The following is a 22,531-nucleotide window of genomic DNA, read 5'->3' as shown; positions in this document are numbered from 1 at the left end:
GAAACAAAAGATTCTTACACCACAAGCTCTGCAACTAATGTGCCAATCGAAAATACGTCGAACCCATGCCTTAACTGGCGCTGATTAACGAGAAAAAACCTGCCGACCTCAGCGGGCCGGCGACGGAGAAAGGGAAAGCAGGCAGGCCAGAGCCGCACTAAAAGTGTGCATCAGCACCAAAAAAGCGCCGGTTAGCGCGGTTCCAGTTCGTCCAAATCCTGATACAGACCGGCAATATGATGAATACGCGATCGCCCCTGCTCCAACATCTCATGCAGCAGGGCGTTGCTGAGCAGGTTACATAAGCTCATGGCGGCTGAATAGCTGTCGAAGGCGGAGACGCTGTCCAGCGAAGCGGCCAAATGCCAGTCCGCCAGCGGGATCAGCGACTGCGCCTGCGGTTCGCAGATCAACAGCGTCGGCACCCGGCGAGTTTGCAGTTGCGTCAGTATCGCCTTGAGCTGACGCGGCCGGCGCCGAAACGCCACCACCACCGCCATATCCTGCGGCGCGAGATCCACCAGCTCCTCCGCCAGCGTCTGGCCGGGCTGCGGCATCAGCAGCACCCGCTCCCGCACCTGCATCAGCTGCTGACGCAGATGCATGGCTATCGGATAGCTGTTGCGAAATCCCAGCAGCGCGACCCGCCGCGCCCGCGCCAACGCGGCGATCACCGCGCCGAATTGCTCCACATCGAGATGGCTCACCCAGTGCGAGAGGTTAGCCATTTCCTGCTTGTAATGCCGCGCCAGCAGCGTATTGCCCTGCACCGCATGCCTCTCGTCGGTCACCGGCATGCCGCTCTGGCGCAGGGTGCGCAGCTCAGCGCGCATGTCCTTGTAGCTGCGATACCCCAACCGCTTGAACAGCCTGCTGACCGTGGCTTTAGAAACCCCGCTCAAGCGCGCCAACTCGGCGCTGTTGTAACTGATCAGGTCATCGAAATGATCGAGGATAAAGTCGGCGACGCGCTGTTCCTGCGGCGCCAATTGCGGATATTCGTTGCGCAGGCGTTCATCGAAGGGCTGCATCATCACTCTCGCTGTAACTTTTGTTTCACCGGAACATAGCACGCCCCGGCCCCTCTCTGACAAGCAATTAATCGTCCTGATTAAAAGTGGAACGCCTCTTGCTTCTGTTACCCGAACGCTCACCTCAGACAAGGGCAGAAACATGATTAACAGCAATACCGCGCCACAGGGCATGGCGGTCACGCCACACCATCTCGCCAGCGAAAGCGCGCTGGCGGTGCTGCGCGAAGGCGGCAACGCCATTGAGGCGATGGTGGCCGCCGCCGCGACCATCGCCGTGGTCTATCCGCACATGAACGGCATCGGCGGTGACGGTTTCTGGCTGATCGTGCCGCCGCAGGGCGAGCCGCTGACCATCGACGCCAGCGGCGCCGCCGGCTCGCTGGCGACGCCGACGCTGTACGCCGGAGAAAACCGCATCCCGCAGCGCGGCCCAAAAGCGGCGTTGACCGTGGCCGGCACCGTCGGCGGCTGGCAGGAGGCGTTGGCCTATTCGGCCGAACTGGGCGAAACGCCGCTGCCGCTGTCGCGGTTGCTCGCCGACGCCATACGCTACGCCGCCGACGGCATTCCGGTCACCGCCTCCCAAGAGGCGGCGACGCGCAGCAAACGCCACGAGCTGGAGGAGTTCGCCCCCTTCGCCCGCATTTACCTGCCGCAGGGAAAGATCCCGCTTGCCGGCCAACGATTCTGCCAACCGCAGCTGGCCGATACGCTGATCGCACTGAGTGAGGACGGGCTCGACAGTTTTTATCGCGGGCCGCTGGCTGAAAGCATGGCGGCGGACATGGCGATGTTGGGCATGCCGCTCACCGCTCATGATCTGGCGAGTTATCGGCCATGCCGCCGTCCTCCGCTGCGCCTGGAACACCAAAAAGGTGAAATATTCAATCTGGCTCCCCCGACCCAAGGGCTGGTGTCGCTTGCCATCCTCGGGCTGACCGACCGTCTGCCGCTGGTCGGACAGAGCGAAGGCGCCGTGGTGCACGCCGTGGTCGAGGCCACCAAGCTGGCGTTCGATCTGCGCGACCGTTTCATCACCGATCCGCGCCACATGACGCAGGATCCGCAGGCGCTGCTGGCGGCCGACCATTTGGATAGGCTGGCCGGGCGCATCGACGGCCAAAAAGCGGCCGACTGGGGCCAGGGCAAAGGACCCGGCGATACGGTCTGGATGGGGGTGATGGACAGCAGCGGGCTGGCGGTCTCCTTCATTCAGAGCATCTACCACGAATTCGGCAGCGGCATGGTACTGCCGAACAGCGGCGTCCTGTGGCAAAACCGCGGCGCCTCTTTCAGCCTGGACGCCGATCATCTGCTGGCGCTGGCGCCGGGCAAGCAGCCGTTCCATACGCTGAACCCGGCCGCCGCCCGGCTGTATGACGGACGCACGCTGATCTACGGCTCGATGGGCGGTGACGGCCAGCCGCAGACTCAAGCGGCGTTGTTCGTGCGGCACGTGGTGCAAGGGCTGCCGCTGCAGCAGGCGATCAGCGCGCCGCGCTGGCTGCTGGGGCGAACCTGGGGCGAAAGTTCGGACTCATTGAAGCTTGAGGGGCGCTTTAACGCGGCGACCCTCGACTATCTGCGACAGCGCGGCCACGCCGTTGAACTGCTGCCGGCGTTCAGCGAAACGGTCGGCCATGCCGGCGCCGTCGTACGCCACACCAACGGCATGTTCGAAGGCGCTTTCGATCCGCGAAGCAACGGCAGCGCCGCCGGCTTCTGACTCTCTTATTTATCGGGATCGCTTATGAACAATCAACACGCCGCCGATTGGGCGGCCTATATCCACCAGATGGAAACCGTGCTGGCCGTGGAACTGGACGATGTCCGCCGCCGGGAACTGTTGAAACAGATCGAACGCATCGCCGCGCTGGCCGAACCGCTGATGGCCTTCCCGCTGGATCCGCGCCAGGAAATCGCGGGGGTATATCGCCCATGAATCCCTTAAGCGCCCTGTCGCTCGCCGAGATCCGTACGGCCCTTGAACGCGGCGCGCTCTCGGCGCGCGAGATCGTCCGGCATACGCTCGATCACATCGACCGTCAGAATCCCGCGCTGAACGCCTTTACGCACATCACCCGGGAACGCATGCAAAAAGAAGCCGATCGCCTTGACCGTTCGCGCGCGCTTGGGCAAACGCTGCCCGCTTTGGCCGGCATTCCCTATGCGGTAAAAAATCTGTTCGACGTCGCCGGTGAAAACACGCTGGCCGGCGCCCGCCTGTTCAGCGATCGGCCACCGGCCGGCCGCGACGCCTGGGGCGTCTCCCGGCTGGCGGATCAAGGCGCGTTGCTTTGCGGCATGTTGAACATGGACGCCTACGCCTACGGTTTCACCACCGAGAACAGCCATTACGGCGCCACCCGAAACCCACATGACCTCGGGCGCATCGCCGGCGGCTCTTCGGGCGGCTCGGCCGCAGCGGTGGCAGCCGGCCTGGTGACCTTTTCGCTCGGCAGCGACACCAATGGCTCAATACGCGTGCCCGCCTCGCTGTGCGGCATTTATGGTCTGAAACCGACCTTCGGCCGTCTTTCGCGCAGCGGCAGCCAGCCGTTTGTCGACAGCCTGGATCACATCGGCCCGTTCGCCCGCCGGGTGCACGATCTCGCGACGGTGTATGACGCGATGCAGGGCATCGACGCCGAGGATCCGTTCCAGAGCGATCGGCCGATTTCCCGCACCGAAGCGTTGCTGGCACAGGGCAGCCAGAACCTGCGCTGCGCCGTGTTAGGCGGCTATTTCCTGCAATGGTGCAATGATGACGCCAAAGCCGCAGTCAACCAGGTGGCGCAAGCGCTGGCAGCCAGCGCCGAAGTCGAGCTGCCGCAGGCCGAGCTGGCCCGATCGGCGGCCTTTATCCTCAGCGCCTCAGAGGGCGGCCATCGCTATCTGCCGCAGTTGCGCAGCCAACCCGAACGCTTCGAGCCACTGTCGCGAGAACGACTGCTGGCCGGCGCCATGCTCCCCGCCACCTGGTATTTGCAGGCACAGCGCTTTCGTCACGCGTTTCGCCGGCAAGCCGCGCCGCTGTTCAAGCACTGGGACATTTTGATCGCCCCGGCGACGCCGTGCAGCGCCACGCCGATCGGCCAGGAAACGATGCGCATCAACGGCGTCGATCTGCCGATCCGCGCCAGTATGGGCATGCTGACGCAGCCGATTTCCTTCCTTGGCCTGCCGGTCGTGACGGTTCCTTTGAAAAGCGCATCCGGTCTGCCGATCGGCCTGCAACTGATCGCCCCGCCGTGGCGCGAAGATTTGGCGCTGCGCGCCGCCTATGCGCTGGAATGCGCCGGCATCGCCACTTGCGTCTGCAAACAGGAGTAATCAATGAACAGTGAACATATCGATCGGCCGGCGGTGCTGGCGGAGGTCAACGCCGCCTTTTACCGCTATGAGCAGGCGTTAATCAGCAATGACATCGATGTGCTGGACGAGTTGTTCTGGCACGACGCGCGCACGGTGCGCTATGGCGCCACCGAAAGCCTCTACGGTATCGACGAAATCCGCGATTTTCGTCAACGGCGCCCGGCCAACGGACTGGAGCGGCTGTTGGAAAACACCCAAATCACGACTTTTGGTGAAGATATGGCGGTGGCCAGCACGGAATTTCATCGGCCGGGCAGCAACCGCAGGGGGCGGCAAATGCAAACCTGGGTCAAGCTGCCCTGTGGCTGGCGCATCGTAGCGGCGCACGTCAGCCTGCTCGACGCGCCTTAGGCCTCCAGGCGGTAGAGCCCATGATGGAGGCGCACGGCGGCGGCCGACTCAGCACCAATAGGCCATGAAGTTGACGGTGGAGCGATCCAGATCGCGTTCGCCAATCAGGTAACGCCGCAGCGTTTTCACCGCGGAAGATTCGGCCGCCACCCAGGCATAGAAAGCGTTGCTGCCGGCCGCCCGCTCCCACAACACCTCATCGCTCAGGCTGCTTTCCGCCAGGGACTGCGCTTGCGCACAGGCCGATGCGGGGATATCCACCCGCTGGCGCACCGCTTCCACCAGCAGCGTGCCGTGCACCAGCTGGCGGCCGACGTCACGCGGCAGCCAATAAACGTCGGCGAACGGGAAATGCGCCAAATCCAGGCAATCCGCCGCCACCGGCACCTCGAAAAACGCCTGCACCCGCGGCGGATTGGCCTGCAGCGCCAGCTGTTCCAGAATCGCCATCGCCGCCGGCACCGCCGTCTCATCGGCGATCAGCAACGCCTGTTGCAACTGCGCCGGCGGCGCCCATTCGTAACCGCCGCTGTCGCCGTCGAAGTCACCGTTGGGGGCGACCGTTTGAATCGTGTCTCCGGGTTCGGCATGGGTCGCCCAGGCTGAAGCCGGGCCGTTCACGCCATGCAGCACGAACTCGACGTCCATCTGATTCTGCTCGCGGCGCAGCGCACGCAGCGTATAGGTGCGCATTACCGGACGCTGTTCTTTGGGGAGCGCCATGTAATCGCCGTACCAGTCCGGGCCGTTGGCCAACGGCGTGATCTTGCCGTCCGCCGCCGGGAACAGCAGTTTGATGCGCTGGTCAGGCGCTTCCAGCTTCATGCGATGAACATCCGCACCTTCAAACACGCAGCGCAGCAGCGAGGGCGAAATCAGCGTTTTGCTTTTCAGGGTGATATCAAAAATTCTGTAGCTGGCGGACATGTTCTCGACTCTCCGGCAACGGCTGTCGCTTTTACGTATGACCGATCGGCTGCCGTGTTGGCGGCGTGGCCGCGCGATCGCGCAGCGGATAAATGTTAATAAAACTAATTAATTACGTTAATGCATAGCAAAAAATCATATCATGATTTTATTGATAACAAGAAACGTTATTGATAAAAGAAGCATTCTCAAAAAACAACGTAACGACAATATCACCTGGGAAATAACGATGAAACGCAAACCTCTTTGGGTATTAAACCCATGTCTGCTGGCGTTGCTTGCGCCGGCGGCCTGGGCAGAAGATCAGAAAAACGGCAGCGAAGAGCAGGTGGTCGTCTCCGCCAGCCGTTCGCACCGCAGCGCGGCGGAAATGGCGCAGACGACATGGGTGATCGAAAGTCAGGAGATCGAACAGCAGGTCCAGGGCGGCAAAGAGATCAAGGACATGTTGGCTCAGCTGATCCCCGGCATGGACGTCAGCGGCCAGGGCCGCACCAACTATGGCATGAATATGCGCGGCCGTTCGATGATGGTGATGATCGACGGCGTACGCCTGAACTCGTCGCGCAGCGACAGCCGCCAGTTGGATTCGATCGACCCGTTCAATATCGACCATATTGAGGTGATTTCCGGCGCGACCGCACTGTACGGCGGCGGCAGCACCGGCGGCCTGATCAATATCGTGACCAAGAAAGGACAGAAAGAGCAGCAGGTCGAATTGCAGGTCGGCGGCAAAACCGGCTTCGGCGGCCATAACGATCACGACGAGAACGTGGCGGCGGCGGTCAGCGGCGGCAACGACAACGCCTCGGGGCGGCTGTCCGTTTCTTACCAGCGTTACGGCGGCTGGTACGACGGCAAAGGCAACGAGGTGCTGATCGACAATACTCAAACCGGCCTGCAGTATTCCAATCGCCTCGATGTGATGGGCACCGGCACCCTCAACATCGACGATCATCAACAGCTGCAGCTGACCACCCAATACTACAAAAGCCAGTCCGACGGCGATCACGGCCTGTTTCTGGGGGAAAACTTCGCGGCGGTGACCGGCAATGCCAAGGCGTACAACAGCGGTAACTTAAACTCCGATCGCATCCCCGGCACCGAGCGCCACCTGATCAACCTGCAATATTCCAACACCGATTTCCTCGGCCAGGATCTGGTGGCGCAGGTCTACTACCGCGACGAAACGTTGACCTTCTATCCGTTCCCAACGCTGGCGGGTAAAGCGCCGAACTATTACGTCAGCAGCATTGGCGCTTCGCAGCAAAAAACCGATTTTTACGGCGGCAAACTGACGTTAAACAGCAAACCTGTCGACGCGCTGACGCTGACTTACGGCATCGACGCCGAGCATGAAAGCTTCAACGCCAACCAGCAGTTCTTCAACCTGGCGAAGGCCCAACAGTCCGGCGGCATGACGCTGGAGAACGCTTACGGCACCGGCCGCTACCCGAGCTATACCACCAGCAACCTGGCGTCGTTCCTGCAGGCCAGTTACGACATCAATCCCATCTTCACCCTGAGCGGCGGCGTGCGTTACCAGTACACCGAAAACAAGATCGACGACTTCGTCGGCTATAACCAGCAGCAGGCGATCGCCACCGGCGTCGCCGCCTCCGCCGACGCCATCCCGGGAGGGAAAACCGACTACAACAATGCGCTGTTCAACGCCGGTCTGTTGGCGCACTTGACCGAGCGTCAGCAAACCTGGTTCAACTTCTCTCAGGGCTTCGAGATCCCGGATCCGGGCAAGTATTACGGCAACGGCACCTACGCGTTGAACGGCGGACATTACCAGTTGCTGAAGAGCGTCAACGTCGGCGATTCCAAGCTGGAAGGCATCAAAGTCAACGCCTACGAGCTGGGCTGGCGCTATACCGGCGATAACCTGCGCACGCAAATCGCCGCCTACTACTCGTTGTCCGACAAGAGCATCGCCATCAACAAAACCGACATGACCATTAACGTCAATGCGGACAAGCGGCGCATATATGGGCTGGAAGGTGCGGTGGACTACTTCTTCGAAGACAGCGACTGGAGCGCCGGCACCAACTTCAACTTCATTCGTTCTGAAACCAAGGTCAACGGCGAATGGAAGAAGCTGGTGGTCGATACCGCCAGCCCATCGAAAGTCACCGCTTACGTCGGCTGGGCGCCGGGCGACTGGAATCTGCGCTTGCAGTCGCAGCAAACCTTCGACGTGTCGGACGACGGCGATTATACCAAGGCCAACTCCACCCAAGGCCGCAAAATAGATGGCTACAACACCCTCGATTTCCTCGGCAGCTATGCCCTGCCGGTGGGGAAAATCAGCTTCAGCGTGGAAAACCTGTTGGATAAGGAGTACACCACCGTTTGGGGCCAACGCGCGCCGATCCTGTACAGCCCGACCTACGGCTCACCTGAGCTGTACAGCTATAAAGGCCGCGGACGCACCTTCGGTTTGAATTACTCGGTGTTGTTCTGAGGATAAGGGGCCGGTCTGCCGGCCCCGTTCCCTGGGCCGCACCGTTTTGCCGAGAGCGGAAACGACGAAGCCCTGAGTTATCGCTAACTCAGGGCTTCTGAATAGTGGCGGAACGGACGGGGCTCGAACCCGCGACCCCCTGCGTGACAGGCAGGTATTCTAACCAACTGAACTACCGCTCCGCGCCATTCCCTCTTGCGGGGGAACGAGGCGCATATTACGGACGCCTCTCGGTTCCGTCAACGCCTTTTTCTCCGCAAATGAACCGTTTGCACAGTTTTTCAACGAAGGGTTGCCCAGTGCGTTTTTTTCGTGCAAAAACGCCGTTATTCCGCCGGCGCCCCGCGCCACAGGCAGCTGCCGCCCTTCTTCGCCACCAGATCCAGACGCGCCTCGTGCGCCTTTATTTCTTCGTCGCTGGCGTAGACCACTTTCATCGCCGTAGCCGGGCGGACGATACGCTGTATTTCTTGCGCGGCATCGTTTTGCTGGGTGTCGCCTTCCATTTGGAACGCTATCGACGTCTGACCGCCGGTCATCGCCAGATAGACTTCCGCCAGGATCTCGGCATCGAGCAATGCGCCGTGCAGCGTACGCTTGCTGTTGTCTATCTCATAGCGGCTGCACAAGGCATCGAGGTTGTTGCGCTTGCCCGGGAACAGGCGGCGCGCCATCATCAGGCTGTCGGTGATGGTGCAGAAGGTCTCGGTCTTCGGGATCCCCTGCTGCAGCATGCGGAATTCGTGATCCATAAAGCCGATATCGAACGCCGCGTTATGGATCACCAGCTCGCCGCCGCGGATAAAGTCGAGGAATTCGTCGGCAACCTGATCGAAGGTCGGTTTGTCGGCCAGGAAGTCGTCGCTGATGCCGTGTACGCCGTACGCTTCCGGATCCACCAGCCGATCCGGCTTGATGTATACGTGGAAGTTGCGCCCGGTCAGGCGGCGGTTAATCACTTCCACCGCACCGATTTCGATGATGCGGTGCCCTTCGTAGTGCACCCCAAGCTTGTTCATACCGGTGGTTTCGGTATCGAGGACAATCTGTCTGGTGGTTGTAGAGATCATATTGCAGTGCTCACAGCGCTCGTTTATGTCAGACTTGGCTTTTATAAAACTGATAGGAAGAGTCTACCAGAGATGCTCAAACAGGTAGAAATTTTCACCGACGGCTCCTGCCTTGGCAACCCTGGCCCCGGTGGCTACGGCGCGATACTGCGCTATAAGCAGACGGAAAAAACCTTCAGCGAAGGATTTCGTCTGACCACCAATAACCGCATGGAAATGATGGCGGCGATCGTGGCGCTGGAAGCGCTGACGGTGCCTTGCGCCGTGACGCTCAGCACCGACAGCCAGTACGTGCGCCAGGGCATTACCAGCTGGATCCATAACTGGAAGAAACGCGGTTGGAAAACCGCCGACAAAAAACCGGTCAAGAATGTCGATCTGTGGCAGCGGCTGGATCAGGCCATTCAGCGCCACACCGTTAAATGGGAGTGGGTCAAGGGCCACGCCGGCCATCCGGAGAACGAACGCTGCGACGAGCTGGCGCGCGAGGCGGCGGGTAAACCGACGCAGGATGACGTCGGCTACCAACCGGAAGCCTAAGGCAGCTTGCGATAACTCTTGGTCGCGCCCACCGCGCGGCTGAGAGACGGCTTTCTCGCCCCCAGTTTCATCGGCGTGGGCGTCAGCGGCAAGGTGCGCTTGCGCGCCACAATCACGCTCATGCAGCCCAGCGCCGGCAAATGGGTGCATAAAAACTTGCCGCCCTTGCGCTGCCACGGCAGCACGTGAAAACGCGCCTGGTGCAACACCTCGTAATTCAGCAGGCTGAGCCAATCCAACAACCGCATCTGGGTAAACATGCGGCTGACATAGGGCTGACGATGGCGCAATCCGGGCACCAGTTTGCCCAATCCCAGCAGGCTGAACGGATTGAAGCTGCTGACAACCAGCCAGCCGTCGTCGATCAACACCCTATCCACCTCACGCAGCATCCGATGCGGATCGTCCGCGTAGGACAGCGTATGTGCCAACAGGCAGGCATCCACCGATTTGACGGCGAACGGCAGTTGATAGGCGTCGGCGATCACCTGCAGCCCTTCCCCCTCCAGCCCTACGTTGACCTGGTGGGAGATTGCGCATTTATCCGTGGCCAGCTCGGCGCTGAGCATGCCCATCTTCAGCAGATGGAAACCGAACAGCTTGGGCCACCAGGGTTGCAACTGCCGCTCGAGCGCTTCACGATAGTACTCCCCCCACGGCAGCTCAGCCCAGGACTGCGGGCCGGTGAGCTTTTGTAGAGTATGGGCTGGTTTCATGATTTATTATCTTCTTTCAAGCCGTTGCCAACGAGAGGTACACCATGAATCTTATCAGCATTCCCGCCTTCCAGGACAATTACATTTGGTTATTGGATGACCGGCAGGGGCGCTGCATTATCGTCGATCCGGGTGAAGCGCGGCCGGTGCTCGAGGCGCTGCAGCGCCTGCAGCTGGCGCCGTCGGCGATCCTGCTGACCCACCACCACCACGATCACGTCGGTGGCGTGGCGCAGATTGTCTCACAATACCCGGGCCTGGCGGTCTACGGGCCGCAGGAAACCGCTGGCAAAGGCGCCAACCACGTCGTCCACGACGGCGACACCTTTGATATCGATGGCCGCCAATACAGGACTATCGCCGTTCCCGGCCATACGCTGGGCCATGTGGCATTCTATAGTGCCCCTTATCTGTTCTGCGGCGACACCATTTTCTCCGCCGGCTGCGGCAGGCTGTTTGAAGGCACCGCAAAACAAATGTACGACTCATTTCAACAACTCGCGCAACTTCCCGATAACACCTTAATTTGCTGCGCGCATGAATATACTCTTTCAAATCTTAAGTTTGCGCGGGCTATTTTGCCGGAAGATCGAGAGATTGAAACATATCAACAACATGTTGAAGCGTTAAGGGCAAAAGGCCAAGCTAGCGTGCCGACCACATTGCAATTAGAGCGCAAAATTAACCTGTTTTTACGTTGCCATGACACTGATTTACAAAATAAATTAGGCTTTAATTCACCACCAGAAAGCCTTCATTCAGTTTTTTCCGAATTACGCCTGCGGAAAGATAACTTCTAAGCTTTTAGTTGTGTTATTTGGCGAAGCAAAGTATTATTGCTCGTCTTTTAAGCAACTACATTGACACACACATGAAGGCTAAAGCGATATTTCTCGCCTCGGTCTTGCTAGTGGGTTGCCAGTCGTCCAGGCAGGACGCACCGGCGCCAGAACAGCATGCACAGAGTTTGTCTTCGGCTGGTCAAGATGGTGAAGCAGGAGAGTACACAGGAAATGGCCGAGCGAGCTCGGCGCGGTGGTTGGATAACAACAGTCCCGCCGCGCAACAGGACCTGTGGAACTTCATTAGCGACGAGCTGAAGATGGAGGTTCCGGAAAATTCCCGGATCCGTGATCAGAAAAGAAAGTACTTAAAAAGTAAGAGCTATCTCCACGATGTAACATTACGGGCAGAGCCGTACATGTACTGGATAGTCGGGCAGATTAAGAAACGTAATATGCCGATGGAACTGGTACTGCTACCCATAGTGGAGAGCGCTTTTGACCCACACGCCACGTCAAGTGCCAACGCCGCAGGGCTATGGCAAATCGTGCCGCAAACGGGTCGCAATTATGGTTTGAAAAACAATCAGTGGTATGACGGTCGACGCGATGTCGTCGCCTCGACAACCGCTGCGCTTAACATGATGCAGCGCTTGAACCGCATGTTTAACGGCGACTGGTTACTGACCGTAGCCGCCTATAACAGTGGTGAAGGCCGCGTGATGCAAGCGGTGAAGGCAAACAAACGCCAGGGTAAGCCAACCAATTTCTGGGCATTGTCGCTTCCGCGTGAAACGTCAATCTATGTCCCGAAAATGCTGGCGCTGAGCGACATCATCAAGAACAGCAAGAAGTACGGCGTGAAACTCCCGAAAACGGATGAAACCCGTGCGCTGGCTCGTATCGATGTCGGGCAGCAGATCCAGCTGACTCAGGCGGCTGAGATGGCTGGGCTTTCAGTCACCAAGATGAAAGCGTATAACCCAGGCTACAAAAAAGGCGTTACGGCACCCAACGGGCCCCATTACATCATGGTTCCCAAAGGGCATGCCGATCAGCTGAAAGACTCGCTGGCCGATGGCCAGATCGCCGTGACTCAGCCAACGACGCAGTTGGCGAAGAACAGCGGTTTGTCCGGTGGCAGTTCGTATAAAGTTCGCTCCGGCGACACCTTATCGGCCATAGCCAAGCGGCTGAACGTTAAGACCAGCGATTTGCAGAGTTGGAACAACTTACGCGCCAAGAGCGCCTTAAAAGTTGGGCAAACCCTGCAAGTGGCCAGCAATACTGGCAGTAACAGCAGTATCACCTACCAGGTTCGTAAAGGTGATTCGCTCGCCAGTATCGCACGTCGTCACGGCGTCGATATTAACGACGTGATGCGTTGGAATTCAACGCTCGCCAAAGGCAACCTGCAGCCAGGTCTGAAGCTGACCCTGTTTGTCGGCAACAAGATGACGCCGGATACTTAAATGTTCGGCACAAAAAAAGCACCCTTCGGGGTGCTTTTTTATTAGCTGCGATTCACCATACCGGCGAGTCTTTCTCCGGATGAAACTCCACCAACAGCGGGTTGTGATCCGATGCGCTGGTCACCAGCACCGACGCCTCCACCACTCCCAGATTGCGGTAAAATACGAAATCCAGTGGACGACCGAAGGCCTTGCGGCGATGGTCGTCGGTGAAACTCACCTCGCGCAGCGCCATCTCTCCGGCAAAGTCATACAGCGCATTGATGCGCTTGCGGCTCCAGGCGTTGAAATCCCCCGCCATAATCACCGGCCCCCGGTGACTGGCGATCTGTTCGCCTATCGGCCCCAACTGCTTGCTGTAGACGTCGACGCCTAGGCTAAAGTTCACCGCATGGATGTTCACCACCATCAACAGCTCGCCGTTGTACAGCGGATAAACGGTGATCAGAGCCGACTTGGAAAGCCGCAGCAGCGGCTCCCGCTCACGCAGCGGGCAACAGTAAACAGGATGAGCGGCAGCCAGCGTCATCACGCCGGAAGGGTGCTGCGGCAGCACAAAGGCCGGCACCTGATCGGCCGCCAGATAGTTGGCGGTAGCGTAGCTCACCAACTCTGGCGTGGTTTGCGCCTCTTGCAACAATACCAGCTGCGCGTCTTTGCCATGGTTCTTCAGCACCGAAAGCCAGTCGGCTCGCTGCTGTTTGAAAATATTCCATACCATGACGCGCAGGGCGCCGGTCGTCGGCAGCGCCGCCCCTGGCGGCAACGGCTGGTTAACGGCACCAGGAAAGATTCGCTCAACTGGCTGACCTGCAACATACCTCATTGCATAAGTTCGTTTCGGCACGCGATTCGCCTATTACCCATTAACATGAAAACTGGCGATGAACACTCGCCAACGATGAATTGATTATACGCCTACCCTGCATAGAGGGCATGGCTTTTGCGGGCATCACCTTTTCAGTTATAGGGGCCGCCTGCAGCGATTTCAATCTTCTGACGGTATAGCTGTGTAAAGGTGAGGGGTAATAGGTGAAAAATGCGAAAAGGCCCGCAAAATGCGGGCCAGGCAGCAAGAGTTTTACGTATTAAGCCGTTTGCAGCTGAGACTTTTTATCCAGGCGACCGCTGAAGCTAACCAGTAACAATGCAACCACCACGATCAACGCGCCAATCCAGGGGGTCTGCGCCAGCCCCAGTGAGGCAACGGTCTGGCCGCCAATCACCGAGCCGAGCGCAATGCCGATGTTGAACGCCGCGATGTTGAGACCGGACGCCACATCCACCGCATTTGGCGTGTATTGCGCGGCTTTCTGCACCACATACACCTGCAGCCCCGGCACGTTGCCGAAAGCGAACACGCCCATCACAATCACCGTCAGCAACGCGGCAATACTGTGGCTGGCGGTAAACTGGAACACCAGCAACAAAATGGCCAGCGCGGCAAAGATAAAGCTCAGCGCACGCACGGCCCCATGACGATCGGCCAGCTTGCCTCCCCAGATGTTACCCACCGCCACCGCGACGCCATAAGCCAATAGTATCCAGCTCACGGTCGGAGCAGAGAAGCCGGCCAGTTCCTGCATCATCGGCGCAAGGAAGGTAAAGGTCGTGAAGACCCCGCCGTATCCCAATGCGGTAATCGCGTAAATCAGCAGCAGACGAGGATGAGTCAGCACTTTCAGCTGTTCCCGCACGCCGGCGCTGCCCTGGTTCTTGATATTGCTCGGTACCAGAATAACGCTGGCCAGCGTGGCGACAGCGCCAATCAGAGAAACGGCCAGGAAGGTCTCACGCCAGCCAAACTGCTGGCCGATGAACGTCCCCAGCGGTACGCCGGTCACCAACGCCACCGTCAGGCCACCAAACATGATGGCGATGGCGGAGGCCGCCTTCTCTTTCGCCACCAGGCTAGTGGCGATAGTGGAGCCGATAGAGAAGAACACGCCGTGAGCCAGGCCGGTCAACAACCGAGCCACTACCAGCGATTCATAGCTGGGTGACTGCCAGGCCAGCAGGTTGCCGAGAGTGAACAGCACCATCAGGCCAACCAGCAGCAGTTTGCGAGGTATGCGGCTGGTCAGGGCCGTCAGCACCGGCGCACCAATGGCCACGCCGAGGGCATAGATAGTCACCAGCAATCCAGCGGACGGTACGGTCACCCCAAGCTGCTCCGCGATAGTCGGGATCAACCCGACTATCACGAACTCGGTCGTGCCGATAGCAAAAGCGCTGATGGTTAAGGCAAGTAATGCGAGTGGCATTTTTTACTCCGAAATAGCATTCAAGTTGATGACGGCTATTATCGGCCTATGCTTAAATGATAAAAATGCTCAAAATTTCAAATTAACTTTGCTATCGGAGCAAAAATGAAAGCAAACTCTGACGAGTTGATCACCTTTGTCACCGTCGTAGAAAGCGGCAGCTTCAGCCGGGCGGCCGAACGCCTGGAACAAGCGAACTCCGTAGTCAGCCGAACGGTGAAAAAACTGGAAAGCAAACTGGGCGTAACGTTGCTCAACCGCACCACGCGCCAAATCAGCCTGACTCAGGAAGGAGAGAATTACTTTCGCCAGGTGCAGAAGGTACTGAACGACATGGCCGCGGCGGAAAATGCGCTGATGGAAAGCCGCCAGCGCCCGCAAGGCCTGCTGCGCGTCGATGCGGCAACGCCGGTGGTGCTGCATATGCTGACGCCTTTAGTGGCCGAGTTCCGCGAACGTTATCCAGAAATGTCGTTATCGCTGGTGTCTTCGGAAAACTTTATCAATCTGATCGAGCGAAAAGTGGATATCGCGATCCGCGTAGGCGAGCTGACCGATTCTACGCTGAAAGCACGCAAACTGATGACCAGCTACCGACATGTGCTCGCCTCCCCCGCTTATCTGGCTCAGCACGGCACGCCGCTAACGGTAGAAGATCTTGCACATCACTGCTGTATCGGTTTCAACGACCTGCCCAGCTTGAACCGTTGGCCACTGGCTTGTTCAGATGGCAGCCAGTTGGAAATCACCCCCGGTTTGACCACCAATAGTGGAGAAACCCAGCGCCATCTCTGTCTGCATGGCAACGGTATCGCCTGCCTGTCCGACTTTATGAGCGACGAAGATATCAAACGTGGAGATTTGGTCCCGATTCTGGTGGAAGCGACACTGCCGGTCGCCATGCCGATCAACGCGGTTTACTACAGCGACAGCGCCGTCAGCAACCGTCTGCGCAGCTTTATTGATTTTGTGAGTGAATACCTGAAACGATAAAAAAGGCGCCCCGATGGACGCCTTATGCTGACTACTGCGAGGAATGATTAATCCCAGTTTGGCGCCAGGCCTTCCGGACTAACCAGACGGCCGTTGCACTCCAGTGCGGCGATCTGCGCCATATCTTCGTCGGTCAGCGTCAGTTGCTGTGCCAATAGGTTGCTCGCCAGGTTTTCACGCTTGGTCGAGGAAGGGATCACCGCATAACCCAGCTTCAATGCCCAAGCCAGGACCACCTGTGCTGGGGTCGCATTGTGACGAGCAGCGATGCTTTTGATCGTTTCATCCTGCAGCGCTTTGCCGTAGGCCAACGTCATGTAAGAGGTGATGGCGATGCCGTGCTGCTGTGCAAATTCGACCACCTTGCGGTTCTGCAAGAACGGTGACAGCTCGATTTGGTTGGTGGCGATTTCATCGGCGCCAATCGCGTCAATCGCTTGCTGCATCAAATCGATGGTGAAGTTAGATACGCCAATTTGACGGGTCAGCCCCAGCTTTTTCGCTTCCAGCAGCTCAGCCATAAATTCGGCAACCGGCACTTCGTCGTGGGGTGACGGCCAGTGGATCAACGTCAGATCAACGTAGGACGTTTGCAGTTTTTTCAGGCTTTCTTGCAGGCTTGGGATCAGCGCGCCTTTCGCCAGGTTCGCGATCCAAATCTTGGTGGTGATGAACAGGTCTTCACGTTTCACACCGCTGGCAGCGATAGCCTGGCCAACAGCCGCTTCGTTTTCATAGATCTGTGCGGTATCGATAGTGCGATAGCCCAGCTCGAGTGCGGTGCTGACAGAATCGATAACAACCTGATCCTGAAGGCGGAAAGTACCTAAACCAAATGCAGGGATGCTCATAATGTTTTCTCTCATTAACGGGTAGATGCGGTATGAGGAAGATTATGGCAACTTTTTTATTGATCAAAAACGCCTGGTTCGGCATAAGACTTTTGATCTAAAGGCAACAATATGGAGAAAGCAAGGCTGTCAGGAGGGACAATTCCAGCCTGAGAAGCGCAAAATTCAGATATGAAAAAGCCCTGAGTCAGAGACTCAGGGCTTATCAATTAAGTGGCGGAACGGACGGGGCTCGAACCCGCGACCCCCTGCGTGACAGGCAGGTATTCTAACCAACTGAACTACCGCTCCACCGATTCTTTTACGTTGCATCTTTCGATGCCGGCAATATCGCGCTCTGCGATTTGCGCATTACCAGTCGTCACACTGATAACGTTTGTTTGATGCCTGGCAGTGTCCTACTCTCGCATGGGGAGACCCCACACTACCATCGGCGCTACGGCGTTTCACTTCTGAGTTCGGCATGGGGTCAGGTGGGACCACCGCGCTATTGCCGCCAGGCAAATTCTGTTTCATTCCAACCGCCTCACTTCCGTGAAGCCATCAGAACCAATCTTGGAACGTCGCTGAAAATTATTCGTATCATCCTGATACTCACCCCTTCGGGGCCAACGCTCCTCGTTGTTCAAAATCGTTCCCGACGATTTTGTCTCTCTAAAAACACCTTCGGTGTTGTAAGGTTAAGCCTCACGGATCATTAGTACTGGTTAGCTCAATGCATCGCTGCACTTACACACCCAGCCTATCAACGTCTTAGTCTTAAACGTTCCTTCAGGGGCCTTGAAGGCCCAGGGAAGACTCATCTTGAGGCAAGTTTCGCGCTTAGATGCTTTCAGCGCTTATCTTTTCCGCACTTAGCTACCGGGCAATGCCATTGGCATGACAACCCGAACACCAGTGGTGCGTTCACTCCGGTCCTCTCGTACTAGGAGCAACCCCTCTCAATCTTCCAACGCCCACGGCAGATAGGGACCGAACTGTCTCACGACGTTCTAAACCCAGCTCGCGTACCACTTTAAATGGCGAACAGCCATACCCTTGGGACCTACTTCAGCCCCAGGATGTGATGAGCCGACATCGAGGTGCCAAACACCGCCGTCGATATGAACTCTTGGGCGGTATCAGCCTGTTATCCCCGGAGTACCTTTTATCCGTTGAGCGATGGCCCTTCCATTCAGAACCACCGGATCACTAAGACCTACTTTCGTACCTGCTCGAGCCGTCACTCTCGCAGTCAAGCTAGCTTATGCCTTTGCACTAACCTCACGATGTCCGACCGTGATTAGCTAACCTTCGTGCTCCTCCGTTACTCTTTGGGAGGAGACCGCCCCAGTCAAACTACCCACCAGACACTGTCCTCACCCCAGATTATGGGGCCGAGTTAGAACATCAAACATTAAAGGGTGGTATTTCAAGGATGGCTCCACGCAGACTGGCGTCCACGCTTCAAAGCCTCCCACCTATCCTACACATCAAGGCTCAATGTTCAGTGTCAAGCTATAGTAAAGGTTCACGGGGTCTTTCCGTCTTGCCGCGGGTACACTGCATCTTCACAGCGAGTTCAATTTCACTGAGTCTCGGGTGGAGACAGCCTGGCCATCATTACGCCATTCGTGCAGGTCGGAACTTACCCGACAAGGAATTTCGCTACCTTAGGACCGTTATAGTTACGGCCGCCGTTTACTGGGGCTTCGATCAAGAGCTTCGCCTTGCGGCTGACCCCATCAATTAACCTTCCAGCACCGGGCAGGCGTCACACCGTATACGTCCACTTTCGTGTTTGCACAGTGCTGTGTTTTTATTAAACAGTTGCAGCCAGCTGGTATCTTCGACTGGCTTCAGCTCCATCCGCAAGGGACTTCACCTACATGCCAGCGTGCCTTCTCCCGAAGTTACGGCACCATTTTGCCTAGTTCCTTCACCCGAGTTCTCTCAAGCGCCTTGGTATTCTCTACCTGACCACCTGTGTCGGTTTGGGGTACGATTTAATGTTACCTGGAGCTTAGAGGATTTTCCTGGAAGCAGGGCATCAACTACTTCTGCACCGTAGTGCATCGTCATCACGCCTCAGGGTTAGTATGCAACCGGATTTACCAGGTCACACCCCCTACACGCTTAAACCGGGACAACCGTCGCCCGGCCAGCCTAGCCTTCTCCGTCCCCCCTTCGCAGTAACACCAAGTACAGGAATATTAACCTGTTTCCCATCGACTACGCTTTTCAGCCTCGCCTTAGGGGTCGACTCACCCTGCCCCGATTAACGTTGGACAGGAACCCTTGGTCTTCCGGCGAGCGGGCTTTTCACCCGCTTTATCGTTACTTATGTCAGCATTCGCACTTCTGATACCTCCAGCAACCCTCACAGGCCACCTTCAACGGCTTACAGAACGCTCCCCTACCCAACAACGCCTAAGCGTCGCTGCCGCAGCTTCGGTGCATGGTTTAGCCCCGTTACATCTTCCGCGCAGGCCGACTCGACCAGTGAGCTATTACGCTTTCTTTAAATGATGGCTGCTTCTAAGCCAACATCCTGGCTGTCTATGCCTTCCCACATCGTTTCCCACTTAACCATGACTTTGGGACCTTAGCTGGCGGTCTGGGTTGTTTCCCTCTTCACGACGGACGTTAGCACCCGCCGTGTGTCTCCCGTGATAACATTCTTCGGTATTCGGAGTTTGCATCGGTTTGGTAAGCCGGGATGGCCCCCTAGCCGAAACAGTGCTCTACCCCCGAAGATGAGTTCACGAGGCGCTACCTAAATAGCTTTCGGGGAGAACCAGCTATCTCCCGGTTTGATTGGCCTTTCACCCCCAGCCACAAGTCATCCGCTAATTTTTCAACATTAGTCGGTTCGGTCCTCCAGTTAGTGTTACCCAACCTTCAACCTGCCCATGGCTAGATCACCGGGTTTCGGGTCTATACCTTGCAACTAGTCGCCCAGTTAAGACTCGGTTTCCCTACGGCTCCCCTATACGGTTAACCTTGCTACAAAATATAAGTCGCTGACCCATTATACAAAAGGTACGCAGTCACACCACGAAGGTGCTCCCACTGCTTGTACGTACACGGTTTCAGGTTCTATTTCACTCCCCTCGCCGGGGTTCTTTTCGCCTTTCCCTCACGGTACTGGTTCACTATCGGTCAGTCAGGAGTATTTAGCCTTGGAGGATGGTCCCCCCATATTCAGACAGGATGTCACGTGTCCCGCCCTACTCATCGAACTCACGACCTGTGCATTTTAGTGTACGGGGCTATCACCCTTTGCTGCGCGACTTTCCAGACGCTTCCACTAACACACAAGCCGATTCAGGTTCTGGGCTCCTCCCCGTTCGCTCGCCGCTACTGGGGGAATCTCGGTTGATTTCTTTTCCTCGGGGTACTTAGATGTTTCAGTTCCCCCGGTTCGCCTCATGCCACTATGTATTCATGACATGATAGTGTGTCGAAACACACTGGGTTTCCCCATTCGGGTATCGCCGGTTATAACGGTTCATATCACCTTACCGACGCTTTTCGCAGATTAGCACGCCCTTCATCGCCTCTGACTGCCTAGGCATCCACCGTGTACGCTTAGTCACTTAACCTCACAACCCGAAGATGTTTCCATCGTTCGCGCTGCAAACATTTGAGAGACTCTATGACAGGTTACTCTTCATCCCAATACATCTACGGAGGGATAAATTTCAGCCGTCATGTTTCAATTTTCAGCTTGTTCCAGATTGTTAAAGAGCAATATCTTAAACATGACTCGGAAGTCATCTTTAAGATATGGTGTATCGTCAGATACTTGAGACCGCCGCTTTCACCGGGTGGGTCGGAAGCTTGGCGTCCCCTAGGGGATTCGAACCCCTGTTACCGCCGTGAAAGGGCGGTGTCCTAGGCCTCTAGACGAAGGGGACACGACACCGTACTTTTATGACGCTTTTGCTCGTTACTTTTTCATCAGACAATCTGTGTGAGCACGCCACTCGAACTAATATCTTTAGGTAAGGAGGTGATCCAACCGCAGGTTCCCCTACGGTTACCTTGTTACGACTTCACCCCAGTCATGAATCACAAAGTGGTAAGCGCCCTCCCGAAGGTTAAGCTACCTACTTCTTTTGCAACCCACTCCCATGGTGTGACGGGCGGTGTGTACAAGGCCCGGGAACGTATTCACCGTAGCATTCTGATCTACGATTACTAGCGATTCCGACTTCATGGAGTCGAGTTGCAGACTCCAATCCGGACTACGACGTACTTTATGAGGTCCGCTTGCTCTCGCGAGGTCGCTTCTCTTTGTATACGCCATTGTAGCACGTGTGTAGCCCTACTCGTAAGGGCCATGATGACTTGACGTCATCCCCACCTTCCTCCAGTTTATCACTGGCAGTCTCCTTTGAGTTCCCGGCCGAACCGCTGGCAACAAAGGATAAGGGTTGCGCTCGTTGCGGGACTTAACCCAACATTTCACAACACGAGCTGACGACAGCCATGCAGCACCTGTCTCAGAGTTCCCGAAGGCACCAATCCATCTCTGGAAAGTTCTCTGGATGTCAAGAGTAGGTAAGGTTCTTCGCGTTGCATCGAATTAAACCACATGCTCCACCGCTTGTGCGGGCCCCCGTCAATTCATTTGAGTTTTAACCTTGCGGCCGTACTCCCCAGGCGGTCGATTTAACGCGTTAGCTCCGGAAGCCACGCCTCAAGGGCACAACCTCCAAATCGACATCGTTTACAGCGTGGACTACCAGGGTATCTAATCCTGTTTGCTCCCCACGCTTTCGCACCTGAGCGTCAGTCTTCGTCCAGGGGGCCGCCTTCGCCACCGGTATTCCTCCAGATCTCTACGCATTTCACCGCTACACCTGGAATTCTACCCCCCTCTACGAGACTCTAGCTTGCCAGTTTCAAATGCAGTTCCCAGGTTGAGCCCGGGGATTTCACATCTGACTTAACAAACCGCCTGCGTGCGCTTTACGCCCAGTAATTCCGATTAACGCTTGCACCCTCCGTATTACCGCGGCTGCTGGCACGGAGTTAGCCGGTGCTTCTTCTGCGAGTAACGTCAATTGATGAGCGTATTAAGCTCACCACCTTCCTCCTCGCTGAAAGTGCTTTACAACCCGAAGGCCTTCTTCACACACGCGGCATGGCTGCATCAGGCTTGCGCCCATTGTGCAATATTCCCCACTGCTGCCTCCCGTAGGAGTCTGGACCGTGTCTCAGTTCCAGTGTGGCTGGTCATCCTCTCAGACCAGCTAGGGATCGTCGCCTAGGTGAGCCATTACCCCACCTACTAGCTAATCCCATCTGGGCACATCTGATGGCAAGAGGCCCGAAGGTCCCCCTCTTTGGTCTTGCGACGTTATGCGGTATTAGCTACCGTTTCCAGTAGTTATCCCCCTCCATCAGGCAGTTTCCCAGACATTACTCACCCGTCCGCCGCTCGTCACCCAGGGAGCAAGCTCCCCTGTGCTACCGCTCGACTTGCATGTGTTAAGCCTGCCGCCAGCGTTCAATCTGAGCCATGATCAAACTCTTCAATTAAAAGCTTGATGTGCTTCCACTCGAGAAGCGATGCTCAAAGATTTACTGCATGAATTTTACTTCAGTTAGTCACTCTTCAAGACTTGATATTTTTTTGCATCCGAAGATGCTGGATATCGTCTTGTGGAGTGCCCACACAGATTGTCTGATAAATTGT

The 22,531-nt window shown here is 57.0% G+C and carries 16 protein-coding genes, 3 tRNA genes and 3 rRNA genes; 9 read left to right on the top strand and 13 right to left on the bottom strand.

The genetic code is table 11. From position 1 onward, the window contains the following. Positions 1-191: 191 nt before the first annotated feature. Positions 192-1,031, bottom strand: coding sequence for a MurR/RpiR family transcriptional regulator (locus EDY99_RS01160; protein WP_033644199.1), 840 nt, complete (start codon positions 1,029-1,031; stop codon positions 192-194). A 142-nt stretch (positions 1,032-1,173) separates the two neighbouring features. Between EDY99_RS01160 and EDY99_RS01155 the strand changes: the two genes are divergently transcribed. Genes EDY99_RS01155 through hpxZ form a run of 4 tightly spaced genes read left to right on the top strand, consistent with a single transcriptional unit; the run spans position 1,174 to position 4,760 of the window. After that, positions 1,174-2,760 carry a gamma-glutamyltransferase family protein gene (locus EDY99_RS01155; protein ID WP_103101617.1) on the top strand — a complete coding sequence of 529 codons (1,587 nt, stop codon included), beginning with the start codon at positions 1,174-1,176 and terminating at the stop codon, positions 2,758-2,760. 24 nt (positions 2,761-2,784) lie between these two features. Continuing rightward, positions 2,785-2,976 carry an oxalurate catabolism protein HpxX gene (gene hpxX, locus EDY99_RS01150; RefSeq protein ID WP_033651000.1) on the top strand — a complete coding sequence of 64 codons (192 nt, stop codon included), beginning with the start codon at positions 2,785-2,787 and terminating at the stop codon, positions 2,974-2,976. Next, positions 2,973-4,367 carry an AtzE family amidohydrolase gene (locus EDY99_RS01145; protein ID WP_033650999.1) on the top strand — a complete coding sequence of 465 codons (1,395 nt, stop codon included), beginning with the start codon at positions 2,973-2,975 and terminating at the stop codon, positions 4,365-4,367. The genes hpxX and EDY99_RS01145 overlap by 4 nt, the downstream gene beginning before the upstream one ends. Positions 4,368-4,370: 3 nt before the next feature. Next, complete coding sequence (gene hpxZ / locus EDY99_RS01140; protein WP_033641948.1) at positions 4,371-4,760, top strand: oxalurate catabolism protein HpxZ; 390 nt, start codon at positions 4,371-4,373, stop codon at positions 4,758-4,760. A gap of 48 nt (positions 4,761-4,808) precedes the next feature. Here hpxZ and EDY99_RS01135 read toward each other — a convergent pair whose 3' ends face one another. Beyond that, entirely contained in the window at positions 4,809-5,687 is an 879-nt protein-coding gene (locus EDY99_RS01135; protein WP_047572593.1) for a siderophore-interacting protein, read from the bottom strand. A gap of 229 nt (positions 5,688-5,916) precedes the next feature. Here EDY99_RS01135 and EDY99_RS01130 point away from each other — a divergent pair, with 229 nt between their 5' ends. Further along, on the top strand, positions 5,917-8,157 hold the full coding sequence (locus tag EDY99_RS01130) for a TonB-dependent siderophore receptor (RefSeq protein ID WP_046688270.1): 2,241 nt from the start codon (positions 5,917-5,919) through the stop codon (positions 8,155-8,157). 105 nt (positions 8,158-8,262) lie between these two features. Here EDY99_RS01130 and EDY99_RS01125 read toward each other — a convergent pair. Both EDY99_RS01125 and dnaQ read right to left on the bottom strand, forming a co-directional pair. Continuing rightward, a tRNA-Asp gene (locus EDY99_RS01125) sits at positions 8,263-8,339 on the bottom strand. Positions 8,340-8,483: 144 nt separating this feature from the next. Continuing rightward, positions 8,484-9,227, bottom strand: coding sequence for a DNA polymerase III subunit epsilon (gene dnaQ, locus EDY99_RS01120; protein ID WP_033641945.1), 744 nt, complete (start codon positions 9,225-9,227; stop codon positions 8,484-8,486). 72 nt (positions 9,228-9,299) lie between these two features. Here dnaQ and rnhA point away from each other — a divergent pair, with 72 nt between their 5' ends. Next, complete coding sequence (gene rnhA / locus EDY99_RS01115) at positions 9,300-9,767, top strand: ribonuclease HI (RefSeq protein ID WP_033641944.1); 468 nt, start codon at positions 9,300-9,302, stop codon at positions 9,765-9,767. Here the strand turns inward: rnhA and EDY99_RS01110 are convergent. Beyond that, positions 9,764-10,483, bottom strand: a complete 720-nt coding sequence (locus EDY99_RS01110) for a class I SAM-dependent methyltransferase (protein ID WP_116287022.1) — start codon at positions 10,481-10,483, stop codon at positions 9,764-9,766. The two genes, rnhA and EDY99_RS01110, sit on opposite strands and share 4 nt — an antisense overlap. A 44-nt stretch (positions 10,484-10,527) precedes the next feature. Between EDY99_RS01110 and gloB the strand changes: the two genes are divergently transcribed. Further along, positions 10,528-11,283 carry a hydroxyacylglutathione hydrolase gene (gene gloB / locus EDY99_RS01105; RefSeq protein WP_047572599.1) on the top strand — a complete coding sequence of 252 codons (756 nt, stop codon included), beginning with the start codon at positions 10,528-10,530 and terminating at the stop codon, positions 11,281-11,283. Positions 11,284-11,354: 71 nt separating this feature from the next. Then, positions 11,355-12,737, top strand: a complete 1,383-nt coding sequence (mltD, locus tag EDY99_RS01100) for a murein transglycosylase D (RefSeq protein WP_033650995.1) — start codon at positions 11,355-11,357, stop codon at positions 12,735-12,737. Positions 12,738-12,789: 52 nt separating this feature from the next. Here mltD and EDY99_RS01095 read toward each other — a convergent pair whose 3' ends face one another. Together EDY99_RS01095 and EDY99_RS01090 are read right to left on the bottom strand one after the other, a co-directional pair. Next, positions 12,790-13,584: an endonuclease/exonuclease/phosphatase family protein gene (locus EDY99_RS01095; RefSeq protein WP_025160092.1), complete on the bottom strand. Its 795-nt coding sequence runs from the start codon at positions 13,582-13,584 to the stop codon at positions 12,790-12,792. A 241-nt stretch (positions 13,585-13,825) separates the two neighbouring features. After that, a complete protein-coding gene (locus EDY99_RS01090) occupies positions 13,826-15,001 on the bottom strand; it encodes an MFS transporter (RefSeq protein ID WP_046688268.1) in 1,176 nt (391 codons plus the stop codon). A 105-nt stretch (positions 15,002-15,106) separates the two neighbouring features. Here EDY99_RS01090 and yafC point away from each other — a divergent pair, with 105 nt between their 5' ends. Beyond that, positions 15,107-15,994 (top strand): DNA-binding transcriptional regulator YafC, encoded by an 888-nt coding sequence (gene yafC / locus EDY99_RS01085; RefSeq protein ID WP_004930183.1) that lies wholly within the window; start codon positions 15,107-15,109, stop codon positions 15,992-15,994. A gap of 47 nt (positions 15,995-16,041) precedes the next feature. Here the strand turns inward: yafC and dkgB are convergent, their stop codons facing one another. The 6 genes from dkgB to EDY99_RS01055 all read right to left on the bottom strand — a co-directional run bounded on the left by dkgB (position 16,042) and on the right by EDY99_RS01055 (position 22,374). Further along, the gene (gene dkgB, locus EDY99_RS01080) at positions 16,042-16,845 is read right to left on the bottom strand and encodes a 2,5-didehydrogluconate reductase DkgB (RefSeq protein WP_033650993.1); all 804 of its coding nucleotides are present in this window, start codon (positions 16,843-16,845) and stop codon (positions 16,042-16,044) included. Positions 16,846-17,059: 214 nt separating this feature from the next. Then, positions 17,060-17,136, bottom strand: a tRNA-Asp gene (locus EDY99_RS01075). Between the two features lie 94 nt (positions 17,137-17,230). After that, positions 17,231-17,346, bottom strand: a 5S ribosomal RNA gene (gene rrf / locus EDY99_RS01070). A 175-nt stretch (positions 17,347-17,521) separates the two neighbouring features. Next, positions 17,522-20,429, bottom strand: a 23S ribosomal RNA gene (locus tag EDY99_RS01065). A gap of 239 nt (positions 20,430-20,668) precedes the next feature. Further along, a tRNA-Glu gene (locus EDY99_RS01060) sits at positions 20,669-20,744 on the bottom strand. Positions 20,745-20,832: 88 nt separating this feature from the next. Then, positions 20,833-22,374: ribosomal RNA gene (locus EDY99_RS01055) — 16S ribosomal RNA — on the bottom strand. Together the 16S, 23S and 5S rRNA genes with 2 tRNA genes alongside form the textbook arrangement of a ribosomal RNA operon. Between the last annotated feature and the right edge of the window lie 157 nt (positions 22,375-22,531).

The organism is Serratia sp. LS-1 (assembly GCF_003719595.1).
Taxonomy (GTDB): domain Bacteria; phylum Pseudomonadota; class Gammaproteobacteria; order Enterobacterales; family Enterobacteriaceae; genus Serratia; species Serratia ureilytica.
This window is presented reverse-complemented; position numbering and strand designations above follow the sequence as displayed.

What these genes read in the sequence shown, in the direction of transcription:
- mltD (WP_033650995.1), top strand. Translation starts at nt 11,355, where the DNA reads ATGAAGGCTAAAGCGATATTTCTCGCCTCGGTCTTGCTAGTGGGTTGC.
- EDY99_RS01155 (WP_103101617.1), top strand. Translation starts at nt 1,174, where the DNA reads ATGATTAACAGCAATACCGCGCCACAGGGCATGGCGGTCACGCCACAC.
- dnaQ (WP_033641945.1), bottom strand. Translation starts at nt 9,227, where the DNA reads ATGATCTCTACAACCACCAGACAGATTGTCCTCGATACCGAAACCACC.
- hpxX (WP_033651000.1), top strand. Translation starts at nt 2,785, where the DNA reads ATGAACAATCAACACGCCGCCGATTGGGCGGCCTATATCCACCAGATG.
- EDY99_RS01145 (WP_033650999.1), top strand. Translation starts at nt 2,973, where the DNA reads ATGAATCCCTTAAGCGCCCTGTCGCTCGCCGAGATCCGTACGGCCCTT.
- EDY99_RS01135 (WP_047572593.1), bottom strand. Translation starts at nt 5,687, where the DNA reads ATGTCCGCCAGCTACAGAATTTTTGATATCACCCTGAAAAGCAAAACG.
- dkgB (WP_033650993.1), bottom strand. Translation starts at nt 16,845, where the DNA reads ATGAGCATCCCTGCATTTGGTTTAGGTACTTTCCGCCTTCAGGATCAG.
- yafC (WP_004930183.1), top strand. Translation starts at nt 15,107, where the DNA reads ATGAAAGCAAACTCTGACGAGTTGATCACCTTTGTCACCGTCGTAGAA.
- EDY99_RS01130 (WP_046688270.1), top strand. Translation starts at nt 5,917, where the DNA reads ATGAAACGCAAACCTCTTTGGGTATTAAACCCATGTCTGCTGGCGTTG.
- gloB (WP_047572599.1), top strand. Translation starts at nt 10,528, where the DNA reads ATGAATCTTATCAGCATTCCCGCCTTCCAGGACAATTACATTTGGTTA.
- hpxZ (WP_033641948.1), top strand. Translation starts at nt 4,371, where the DNA reads ATGAACAGTGAACATATCGATCGGCCGGCGGTGCTGGCGGAGGTCAAC.
- EDY99_RS01110 (WP_116287022.1), bottom strand. Translation starts at nt 10,483, where the DNA reads ATGAAACCAGCCCATACTCTACAAAAGCTCACCGGCCCGCAGTCCTGG.
- EDY99_RS01090 (WP_046688268.1), bottom strand. Translation starts at nt 15,001, where the DNA reads ATGCCACTCGCATTACTTGCCTTAACCATCAGCGCTTTTGCTATCGGC.
- EDY99_RS01160 (WP_033644199.1), bottom strand. Translation starts at nt 1,031, where the DNA reads ATGCAGCCCTTCGATGAACGCCTGCGCAACGAATATCCGCAATTGGCG.
- rnhA (WP_033641944.1), top strand. Translation starts at nt 9,300, where the DNA reads ATGCTCAAACAGGTAGAAATTTTCACCGACGGCTCCTGCCTTGGCAAC.